Consider the following 781-nt stretch of genomic DNA (forward strand, 5'->3'; position numbering starts at 1 on the left):
TCACCATCGAGCCGTATCCCGAGGTGGCCGTGGGCGATGTGGAACGCCTGACTTGGGGTGGGGTGTTTGTGTACAGCCTGCCGCTGACCCAGGACCAGGTCGATGGCAAGACGCCGATCGTGATTCACGTCGATGAAGCAACGATCCGCGAGGCCGGCGATTCGGACGCCAAGGGGTTACCGGTGGCCTATGAGTGTTACGACCTGGTCGACAACCGCTCCGAGGACTGGAGCCTGCCCCAATGGGTGATGGTCGGCGTCGATCAGCGCCGACCGCTTGCGCCCCTGCTCAAGGAGGCGCTGAACAACGTGCTGGATGTCGACAATCTGGGCAACGCCAATGGCACCGCCCAGATCCTGGCCATCGCCACCGAGTTTTTTGCGAAGGACGACCTGATATTCGTCAGGCTCAAGGGCACGCCCCTGGAAGGGCTGCCCATCGACGAGGAACTGCCCGGCAAATCGGTGGGCGGGGTGCCGAGCATCCTGGAAATCCCTGTCCCCAACGCGCTGCTACGGCGCCTGGCCAAGACCCAGATGGTGCTGTCGTACCGCATCCAGAAAGCCGATGGCTCGCCCGGGTTTGTTTCCAAGGGGCAATTCATCAGCGTCATCGGCGAAGTGCAGCGCCTCAAGCCGCCGATTGCCGAAGACGCCCGCCAGGGCGCACTGGACCCGGACCTGCCGCGCACCCGCATCGAAATCCCCTTCGATGCCTCGTTCGTCGCCGGCCAGGCGATCAAGCTGTTCTGGCTCGGCACCTTGCCGGATTTCACCCCCTA

The 781-nt window shown here is 63.8% G+C and carries 1 pseudogene; it reads left to right on the forward strand.

From position 1 onward, the window contains the following. Positions 1-781 (forward strand): annotated as a pseudogene (locus AACY45_RS27160) (hypothetical protein); the annotation flags it as partial.

Source organism: Pseudomonas sp. RA_35y_Pfl2_P32, assembly GCF_963970735.1.
Taxonomy (GTDB): Bacteria; Pseudomonadota; Gammaproteobacteria; order Pseudomonadales; family Pseudomonadaceae; genus Aquipseudomonas.